Raw genomic sequence first — 9,741 nt, forward strand, 5'->3', positions numbered from 1 at the left:
CGGCTCGCGGCACAGGTAGACCCTCAGTCCCGTGTCTGGCCGAATCATCGGGCCACCTCCACGGCGACGAAGCGCTGCGGGCGATGACGAGGTGGTACTGGTACCTCCTGCACCACCAGGCGCTGCTCCCACGCCAGCAGTGACGCCAGCTCCAGTCCCTGCTCCGCTGCGTTCTCACTCAACGGCAATTGCCGAGAGGAAGCATGGAACAGATGGCCCAGCCAGAAGGCCTGTGTCGGGGTCAGGTCGGTCATGGTGTCCTCCTTGGGATCGGGTGACACCAGTCTGATGGACACTATTCAGTTGCAGAAGATGGGGTTTGTGGAGCGCTTACCAGCAGTCTATGCGGAATATCTCCCAAGATGGTATTCGTCGAATAACACTTCCTTTTCCTCCGTTCAATGAGCAAAGGCGCATCGTTGACAAGATCGAATCCCTTTTCGCCCAACTGGACCACGGCGAGGCCAGCCTGCGCGACGTTCAGAAGCTGCTGGCTCGCTACCGCCAGTCCGTCCTCAAGGCCGCCGTCACCGGCCAGCTGACCGCCGACTGGCGGGCCGAGAACGCTGACCGTCTGGAGTCTGGCAGCGACCTGCTGGAGCGCATCCTTCAGGCCCGACGCGAGAATTGGCAGGGGCGGGGCAAGTACAAGGAGCCCGTGGTGCCGGATTCCGGCGACCTGCCGGAGCTGCCGGAAGGGTGGGTGTGGGCGTCAGTTGACCAGTTGGCTGAGGTAATTGGTGGATTAACCAAGAATAGCAAGCGTTCAACTCTGCCGCTCAAGAAGCCAATGCTCAGAGTGGCCAATGTCTATCAGAATCGGTTAGATTTAGAGGATGTTCATGACACTGGCGTGTCTGAAGGCGAGCTATCCAGAGTGACGCTCCAGGATCGTGATATATTGGTGGTGGAAGGAAATGGAAGCAAGGGACAGATTGGCCGAATGGCAGTCTGGAGGGACGAAATACCAGGAGCTGTACATCAGAATCACCTGATCAAAGTTAGGATGGTTGATAAGTTAATTTCCGATTATTCAATGTGGTGGTTTCAGTCTCTTTATGGAAGACAAAACATTGAAAAAGTGGCTTCGTCTACTTCTGGCTTATATACCCTAAGCATCAGCAAGATAGAATCGCTGGTGATTCCCTTGCCGAGTCTGGATGAGGTGGAGCAGGTTGTTGCGGCTATTGATGAGGCCTTCTCAAAAATCGGCCAGCTGGAAGATTGGTGTCAAACCGAACTTACCCGTTCCGCCGCCCTACGTCAGTCCATCCTCAAGGATGCCTTTGCCGGCAAGCTGGTGCCTCAGGACCCCGCCGATGAGCCTGCCAGCGAGCTGCTGGCCCGAATCCGCGCCGAACGTGATGCCGCCGCCCCCAAGAAACGCACCCGCAAAAAGGCTTCTGCATGAGCAAGGAACAACTCGTCTCCAAGGTCTGGAACTACGCCCATGTGCTGCGTGACCAGGGGGTCTCCTACGGCGACTATATCGAGCAGATCACCTACCTGCTGTTCCTCAAGATGGACGAGGAGCGGGTGGAGCTGTTGGGTGAGGAGACCTGCATTCCCAGCCAATGGCGCTGGAGCAAGCTGGCGGAGAAGGACGGCGATGACCTGGAGCTGCAGTATCGCCACACCCTGGAGGGCCTGGCCCGAGAGAGTGGCCTGATCGGCACCATCTTCCGCAAGTCCCAGAACAAGCTCTCCGACCCGGCCAAGCTCAAGCGGGTGGTCAGCCTGATCGACAAGGGAGGCCCCTGGGTCGGCCTGAAGGTCGACGTGAAGGGCGAGATCTACGAGGGGCTGCTGGAGCGCAACGCCTCCGAAGTGCGCTCTGGTGCCGGCCAGTACTTCACCCCGCGCCCGGTAATCGACGCCATCGTGAAGTGTGTTGACCCGCGGATCGACGAGACCGTGTGCGATCCGGCGTGTGGGACCGGGGGCTTCCTGCTCTCCGCCTTCGAGCACATGAAGACCCAGAGCCAGGATCGCGAGAAGCTGCGTCAGCTCAAGCACAGCGCCCTGCACGGCGTGGATATCGTCGATGAGGTGGTGCGTCTGTGTGCCATGAACCTCTATCTGCACGGCATCGGCAACGGCGGCAGCCCCGTGCAGCAGGGGGATGCCCTCTCCGGCGACGGGGGCAAGCGCTTCGACGTGGTGCTGACCAATCCACCCTTCGGCAAGAAGTCCAGCTACAAGGTGGTGGGGGAAGATGGCTCGGTGAGCACCGAGCACGAGAGCTACGAGCGCGAGGACTTCAAGTTCTCCACCTCGAACAAGCAGCTCAACTTCCTCCAGCACATCATGACCATCCTCGACACCCACGGCCGCGCCGGCGTGGTACTGCCCGACAACGTGCTGTTCGAGGCCGGCCGGGCGGGCGAGGGCATCCGCAAGCGCCTGCTGGAGGGCTTCAACTTCCACACCCTGCTGCGGTTGCCCACCGGCATCTGGTATAGCCCCGGGGTGAAGGCCAACGTGTTGTTTTTCGACAAGCGTCCGGCCAGTCGGGAAGCGCAGACCCAGGAGCTGTGGGTCTACGACTATCGCACCAACGTCCACAAGACCCTGAAGACCAAGCGGCTGACTCACGCCGACCTCGATGACTTCGTGCGCTGCTACCACCAGCGCCAGGAGACCGAGCGCTTCCGCCGCTTTAGCTACGACGAGCTGATCCAGCGCGACAAGCTCAACCTGGATATCTTCTGGCTCAAGGACGACAGCCTGGAGGATATCGACAGCCTACCGGAGCCGGACGTGCTGGCCACCGAGATCGTCGAGAACCTGGAAGCCGCCCTGGAGCAGTTCCGCAGCGTGAGCGCGGAACTGGCGGGGGAGAACGAGCGCACATAAGCGTCCTGTCGCTTCATGCTTTCAATGCGCAGGTGATCAAGAACTCTGTCAGCGCCCTCAGGACCCTGCTTTGCGCTCGCTTGAAGCTTGGGGTCGCCGACACCCCTCACCCGTATCGGAACATGGAGTCTGGCCAGGATGGGAGAAATCCGGCCTTGTGCTTACCGCTCTTAAGTGTGCAATGCAGCATGAATTTTGGTAGAGTGCTTAGCTTTCCACGGGATGACATGCAATTTCACCGGGCAAGCTCTGGTGCTATGAACGATGTCGATCATCGCGATAGAAGGCTAAAGCACCCCATGACAACCTCTTTCTCAGGGCTGATGACTCCGCCCTAGCGCTCCCCCCCTTCTGGGCTCGCCCGCCGTCAACGAGGCGACACGCCCTATCCTCACGCTACGTCAAAGGCGTTATCTCTGACCCGATACGGGCGTGACTCTCACATTTCATTGCTTTGCTCTGCACCTATCTGGATGTCGGGTGACTATGTGCGTCATCGCTATCGTGTCACGAGGCTGAACTGATTCATCCCCTGACTGGACTGCAGCATGTACGAAAAAATGAAACTGAGTTGGTTCTCCAACCTCAAGGGCGACACCCTGGCGGGTATCGTCGTCGCCCTGGCGCTGATCCCCGAGGCCATCGCCTTCTCCATCATCGCTGGGGTCGACCCCAAGGTCGGCCTCTACGCCTCCTTCGCGATCTGCGTGATCATCGCCTTCACCGGCGGGCGCTCCGGGATGATCTCCGGTGCCACCGGCGCCATGGCGCTGCTGATGGTTCTCTTGGTCAAGGAGCATGGCCTGGAGTACCTGCTGGCCGCGACCCTTCTTACCGGGGTTCTGCAGATCATCGCCGGCTATCTCAAGCTCGCCGAGCTGATGCGCTTCGTCTCGCGCTCGGTGGTGACCGGCTTCGTCAACGCCCTGGCGATCCTGATCTTCATGGCCCAGCTGCCGGAACTCACTGGGGTGACCTGGCACGTCTACGCCATGACGCTGGCCGGTCTGGCGATCATCTACGGCTTCCCTCTGGTGCCGATGATCGGCAAGTCTATCCCCTCGCCGCTGGTGTGCATCGTGGTGCTGACCGCCGTCTATCTGCTGACCGGCATGGAGATCCGCAGCGTCGGTGACATGGGCGAGCTGCCCGACAGCCTGCCGGTCTTCCTGTGGCCCGAGGTGCCCCTCAACCTCGAGACGCTGATGATCATCTTCCCCACCTCCCTGATGCTGACCGTGGTGGGCCTGCTGGAGTCGATGATGACTGCCACCATCATCGACGACCTGACCGACACCCGGAGTAACAAGAACCGCGAGTGCAAGGGCCAGGGCATCGCCAACATCGGCGCCGGCCTGATCGGCGGCATGGCGGGCTGCGCGATGATTGGTCAGTCGGTGATCAACATCAAGTCCGGCGGTCGCCGTCGCATGTCCTCTCTTATCGCTGGCGTGGTACTGCTGCTGATGGTGGTGTTCCTGGCCGACTGGGTCTCCCAGATCCCCATGGCGGCCCTGGTGGCGGTGATGATCATGGTCTCTATCGGCACCTTCAGCTGGAGCTCCATCAAGGACCTCAAGAAGCACCCGATGAGCACCAACTTCGTCATGGTGGCCACCGTGGTGGTGACCGTGGGCACTCACAACCTGGCCATCGGCGTCTTCGTCGGCGTGCTGCTCGCGGCCATGTTCTTCGCCAACAAGGTGGGCAACATCCTCTACATCGGCAGCGAGGAGGCCGACGCGGGAAGCCGGCGGATCTACCGGGTGGTGGGCCAGGTGTTCTTCGCCTCCTCCGAGCGCTTCGGCGAGGCCTTCGACTTCAAGGAGACGGTGGAGAAGGTCACCATCGACCTCTCCCGTGCCCACTTCTGGGACATCACCGCCGTCCAGACCCTGGACCGGGTGGTGATCAAGTTCCGCCGCGAGGGCACCGAGGTGGAGATGATCGGCCTCAACGAGGCAAGCGCCACCATCGTCGACCGCTATGCGGTGCATGATGACCCTGAAGCCGTCGAGAAGCTGATGGGCGGTCACTGACGCATCGACGGTTGTTCCGTCCCGGTGGACTCGCCGGGACGGGACCGTCCGATGACCCGTCATACAGGAGATCTTCCCCCTGTCCGGCTTCCCCGGCGCGATGCTGGACTGGTCCGATCCATCCCCACCTCCAACGCCAATGTTGATCACCATGCCCCACGACCAAGCGACCCTCGCCACGCCACGCCCTTCCTCCCCCCGATTGTTGCTGGGGGGCGCCTTTCGCAACTTCCTGGGCAACTCGCCGATCTGGTACAAGATCGCCATTCTTGCCTTTCTCGTCTTCAATGCCCTCTGCCACTGGTCCTTGGGGGAGCAGTCCGGGACCTTGTTGGGCTGGCTGCTGCTGGGCCAGTTTATCTTTACCTTGGCCATGGCCCTGAAGTGCTACCCGCTGTTGCCCGGGGGTCTGCTGGCCCTGCAGGCCGTTGCCCTCGGACTGACCTCTCCGGAGTCGGTGCTCGGCGAGGTGGAGCACAACCTGGCGGTGATCCTGCTGCTGATGTTCATGGTGGCGGGGATTTATTTCATGAAGAACCTGCTGCTCTTCACTTTCACCAAGCTGCTGATCCATGTGCGCTCCAAGTACCTACTGTCGCTGCTCTTCTCGGTGATGGCGGCGTTTCTCAGCGCCTTCCTTGATGCCCTGACGGTGACCGCGGTGATCATCGCCATCGCCGTGGGCTTCTACTCCGTCTATCACAAGGTGGCCTCCGGCAAGAGCTACGACCATAACCACGACCACAACGACGATGCTCCGGTGCGCGCCGAGCTGCGCACCGAACTGGACGACTTCCGCGCCTTCCTGCGCTCGCTGCTGATGCACGGCGCCGTGGGCACCGCCCTGGGCGGCGTGGCCACCATGGTGGGCGAGCCCCAGAACCTGCTGATCGCCAAGGAGATGGAGTGGGGCTTCACCGACTTCTACCTCAATATGCTGCCGGTGAGCCTGCCGGTGCTGGTGGCGGGGCTGCTCACCTGCCTGGCCCTGGAGAAACTGCAGTGGTTCGGCTACGGCGCCGCCATGCCAAAGACCATTCGCAAGATCCTCAAGGACTATGACCACTACAAGGCCAGCAAGCGCACCAACCGGGAACGTGCCCAACTGATCGCCCAGGCCCTGGTGGCCGTCTTCCTGGTGGCGGCCCTGGCCCTGCATCTGGCCGAGGTGGGGCTGATCGGCCTGGCGGTGATCGTGCTGCTGACCAGCTTCAACGGCGTCAGCGACGAGCATCAGATTGGTAAGGCCTTCCAGGAGGCGCTGCCCTTCACCGCCCTGCTGGTGGTTTTCTTCACCGTGGTCTCGGTGATCCATAGCCAGCACCTCTTCCAGCCCTTTATCGAGATGGTGTTGGCCCAACCGGCAGAAGGGCAGGCGGGGCTCTTGTTCTTCGCCAACGGCCTGCTCTCGGCGATCTCCGATAATGTCTTCGTGGCCACCGTCTATATCAGCGAGCTCAAGGCGGCCTTCCTTCGCGGCGACCTGGGCGCCGAACAGTTCCGCTTGCTGGCCATCGCCGTCAATGCCGGCACCAACCTGCCCAGCGTGGCCACCCCCAACGGACAGGCCGCTTTCCTGTTTCTGCTCACTTCGGCTATCGCGCCGCTGCTGCGGCTCTCCTACGGCAGAATGGTGATCATGGCTTTCCCCTATGCGGTGGTGATGACCGTGGTCGGGTATTTGGGAGTGACCCACTTGGTAAGTTGAGACCGATGAACTCGAAGCTCCGCGCTTCTGTCGGCAAGCTGGAAGGGGCGAGAATCCAAAAGCCAATCAAAAGGATACGTATAGAATGACAGAACAGGTAATGGCCGCCATCGACGGCTCACAGTTTTCCGAAGGGGTCTGCGACTACGCCGCCTGGGCCAGCCTGGCCTTGGGCGCTCCGCTGACCTTCCTGCACGTCAACGACAACCACCTGCCGCCGGAGGAGCGCAATCTCTCCGGCAACCTCAGGGCGGGCGCCCGGGAGCGTCTGCTCCAGGAGCTCTCCCAACTCGATGAGCAGCGCGCCAAGGTAGCCCAGGAGCAGGGCCGGCTGATGATCAAGGCGGCTATCGAACGAGCCGTCGAGGATGGCGTGAGCGAGCCCGCCGGTCGCCAGCGCAACGGCACCCTGGTGGAGACCCTCGAGGAACTTCAGGAGGAGATCCGCCTGCTGGTGGTGGGCAAGCGCGGCGAGACCGCCCACCAGGACAGCGGCCACCTGGGCTCCAACCTGGAGCGGGTGGTGCGCACCCTGCACCGGCCGATCCTGATGGTACCGGCCACCTACAAGCGGCCGGAGAAGGTGATGCTGGCCTTCGATGGCAGCAAGACCACCCGCAAGGGGGTGGAGATGCTGGCGAAGAGCCCGCTGTTCGAGGGCGTGCCTGTACACGTGGTGATCGTCGGCGCCGAGACCGGCGATAACCGCTCCCAGCTCGACTGGGCGCTCAAGACCCTGCGTGATGCGGGTCATGAGGCCGAGGGCGCCATCCGCGCCGGTGAGGTAGAGGCGACACTCCACACCTACCAGGAGGAGCACGCCATCGACCTGCTGGTGATGGGCGCCTATGGACATTCTCGTATCCGCCACCTGCTGGTGGGCAGTACCACCAGCGAGATGCTGCGCAACTCGCGCATACCGGTGCTGCTGCTGCGTTGAAGTTCCCGAAACCGGCCCACCGCTCCTTTTGGTGTGTGCCGGTTTTTTTCTTTCCAGGCACGCCAGTGCCCTGTATAGGACCCGAAAAATTGACGATCCTTCCGCCCTGATTCGCGCTTCCGTTATGCCCCACTCACACCGAGGACCCCTGATGTCATCACCTCTCCTGGCGAGAGGGCAGAACAAGGAAGCGACCCTTGAACAGCAATACCTTTGCTCATTCGGCTTTTTTCGATGAAACCTCTTCCTCGCAGCGCTTCGTCGCTGAGCTGCTGGAGAAAGCAGATATCCGCATCAACGGCGACCGCCCCTGGGATATCAAGTTCAACGCCCACGGCGTCATCGACGAGGCATTGGCCCGTGGCAACCTGGGCCTGGGCGAGAGCTACATGAACGGTGACTGGGACGCCGAGCACCTGGACGAGTTCTTCTTCCGTCTGCTGCGCGCCCACCTCCCCGAACAGATCAACCCGCGCAAGCTGGTCTTTCATCATCTGCGCACCCGCCTGATCAACCTGCAGACCGCCAGCCGCGCCTTCGAGGTCGGCGAAGCCCATTATGACCTCGGCAACGACTTCTACGCCGCCATGCTCGATCCGCGCATGACCTACACCTGCGGCTACTGGAAGACGGCGGAGACCCTGGATCAGGCCCAGGAGGCCAAGCTCGACCTGATCTGCCGCAAGTTAGAACTCGAGCCTGGCATGCGCGTGCTCGACATCGGCTGCGGCTGGGGCAGCTTCATGGCTTATGCTGCCGAGCACTACGGCGTGGAGTGCGTGGGCCTTACCATCTCTCGCGAACAGGCCGACTTCGGTAAAAGCCTGATGCAGCAGGGCCTGCCGGTGGAGTTCCGTCTCAAGGACTACCGCGATGAGACCGAGCAGTTCGACCGCATCGTCAGCATTGGCATGTTCGAGCACGTCGGTCGCAAGAACTATCGCACCTACATGGACGTCGCGAATCGTTGCCTCAAGGACGATGGCCTCTTCCTGCTGCACACCATCGGCAAGAACGTGCGCGATACCTCGCCGGACCCCTGGCTCGACAAGTACATCTTCCCCAATGGCGAGCTGCCGGCCCTGGGGCATGTCACTGATGCTGCCGAAGAACTGTTCGTGGTCGAGGACCTCCACAACTTCGGCGCGGACTACGACAGGACCCTGATGGCTTGGCACGAGAACTTCGAGGCCGCCTGGCCCCAGTTCGCCGACACCTACGGTGAGCGCTTCTACCGCATGTGGCGCTACTACCTGCTGAGCTGTGCCGGTGCCTTCCGCGCCCGCGATATCCAGCTCTGGCAGTTCGTGCTTAGCAAGAAGGGCAAGCTTGGCGGCTATCGCCGCGTCAGCTGATAGTGCGTTACCACTCACTCACCTGGAATTCCCGATGAGCGACTACTCCCTCTTTACCTCCGAGTCCGTGTCCGAGGGGCATCCGGACAAGATCGCCGACCAGATCTCCGATGCAGCGCTCGATGCCATCATCGCCCGCGACAAGAACGCCCGGGTGGCCTGCGAGACTCTGGTCAAGACCGGCGTGGCCATCGTCGCCGGCGAGATCACCACCTCGGCCTGGGTCGACCTCGAGGCGCTGGTCCGCGAGGTGATCACCGGCATCGGCTATACCTCCTCGGACGTCGGCTTCGACGGCGAGACCTGTGGCGTGCTCAACCTGATCGGCAAGCAGAGCGTGGACATCGCCCAGGGGGTCGACCGCAACATACCCGAGGACCAGGGCGCCGGCGACCAGGGCCTGATGTTCGGCTACGCCACCAACGAGACCGACTCCTACATGCCGGCGCCGATCCACTACGCGCACCGGCTGGTGGAGCGCCAGGCCGAGCTGCGCAAGCACGGCCTGCTGCCCTGGCTGCGTCCCGACGCCAAGAGCCAGCTGACCTTCCGCTACGACGAGGCGGGCAAGCCCTGCGCCGTGGATGCCGTGGTGCTCTCCACCCAGCACGACCCGGAGATCGACCAGGAGGAGCTGCGCAAGATGGTGCGCCGCGAGATCATCGAGCAGGTGATCCCCGCCGAGTGGCTGACCGCGACCACCAAGTACCACATCAACCCCACCGGCAAGTTCGTGATCGGCGGTCCGGTGGGCGACTGCGGCCTGACCGGGCGCAAGATCATCGTCGATACCTATGGCGGCACTGCCCGCCACGGCGGCGGCGCCTTCTCCGGCAAGGACCC

At 62.1% G+C, this 9,741-nt stretch carries 8 protein-coding genes; 7 read left to right on the forward strand and 1 reads right to left on the reverse strand.

Features of this window, described 5'->3' with window-relative positions; genetic code table 11:
• Window positions 1-44: 44 nt before the first annotated feature.
• Entirely contained in the window at window positions 45-254 is a 210-nt protein-coding gene (locus tag BM388_RS16890; RefSeq protein WP_089847289.1) for a hypothetical protein, read from the reverse strand.
• Between the two features lie 65 nt (window positions 255-319).
• Between BM388_RS16890 and BM388_RS16895 the strand changes: the two genes are divergently transcribed.
• From BM388_RS16895 to metK, 7 genes are all read left to right on the forward strand, one after another.
• Complete coding sequence (locus tag BM388_RS16895; protein ID WP_089852322.1) at window positions 320-1,411, forward strand: restriction endonuclease subunit S; 1,092 nt, start codon at window positions 320-322, stop codon at window positions 1,409-1,411.
• Window positions 1,408-2,856, forward strand: a complete 1,449-nt coding sequence (locus tag BM388_RS16900; protein ID WP_089852324.1) for a type I restriction-modification system subunit M — start codon at window positions 1,408-1,410, stop codon at window positions 2,854-2,856. The genes BM388_RS16895 and BM388_RS16900 overlap by 4 nt, the downstream gene beginning before the upstream one ends.
• A gap of 548 nt (window positions 2,857-3,404) precedes the next feature.
• Window positions 3,405-4,895 (forward strand): SulP family inorganic anion transporter, encoded by a 1,491-nt coding sequence (locus tag BM388_RS16905; RefSeq protein ID WP_089852326.1) that lies wholly within the window; start codon window positions 3,405-3,407, stop codon window positions 4,893-4,895.
• 151 nt (window positions 4,896-5,046) lie between these two features.
• Window positions 5,047-6,603 (forward strand): sodium/proton antiporter NhaB, encoded by a 1,557-nt coding sequence (nhaB, locus tag BM388_RS16910; RefSeq protein ID WP_089852335.1) that lies wholly within the window; start codon window positions 5,047-5,049, stop codon window positions 6,601-6,603.
• A gap of 85 nt (window positions 6,604-6,688) precedes the next feature.
• Window positions 6,689-7,543 carry a universal stress protein gene (locus BM388_RS16915; protein ID WP_089852328.1) on the forward strand — a complete coding sequence of 285 codons (855 nt, stop codon included), beginning with the start codon at window positions 6,689-6,691 and terminating at the stop codon, window positions 7,541-7,543.
• 197 nt (window positions 7,544-7,740) lie between these two features.
• Window positions 7,741-8,898: a cyclopropane fatty acyl phospholipid synthase gene (cfa, locus tag BM388_RS16920; protein WP_089852331.1), complete on the forward strand. Its 1,158-nt coding sequence runs from the start codon at window positions 7,741-7,743 to the stop codon at window positions 8,896-8,898.
• Window positions 8,899-8,932: 34 nt separating this feature from the next.
• On the forward strand, window positions 8,933-9,741 hold an 809-nt coding region (metK, locus tag BM388_RS16925), incomplete at its 3' end, for a methionine adenosyltransferase (protein ID WP_089852333.1).

It is taken from the genome of Halomonas saccharevitans (genome assembly GCF_900116405.1).
Classification (GTDB): Bacteria; Pseudomonadota; Gammaproteobacteria; order Pseudomonadales; family Halomonadaceae; genus Halomonas; species Halomonas saccharevitans.

What these genes read in the sequence shown, in the direction of transcription:
- BM388_RS16890 (WP_089847289.1), bottom strand. Translation starts at nt 254, where the DNA reads ATGACCGACCTGACCCCGACACAGGCCTTCTGGCTGGGCCATCTGTTC.
- BM388_RS16900 (WP_089852324.1), top strand. Translation starts at nt 1,408, where the DNA reads ATGAGCAAGGAACAACTCGTCTCCAAGGTCTGGAACTACGCCCATGTG.
- BM388_RS16905 (WP_089852326.1), top strand. Translation starts at nt 3,405, where the DNA reads ATGTACGAAAAAATGAAACTGAGTTGGTTCTCCAACCTCAAGGGCGAC.
- nhaB (WP_089852335.1), top strand. Translation starts at nt 5,047, where the DNA reads ATGCCCCACGACCAAGCGACCCTCGCCACGCCACGCCCTTCCTCCCCC.
- BM388_RS16915 (WP_089852328.1), top strand. Translation starts at nt 6,689, where the DNA reads ATGACAGAACAGGTAATGGCCGCCATCGACGGCTCACAGTTTTCCGAA.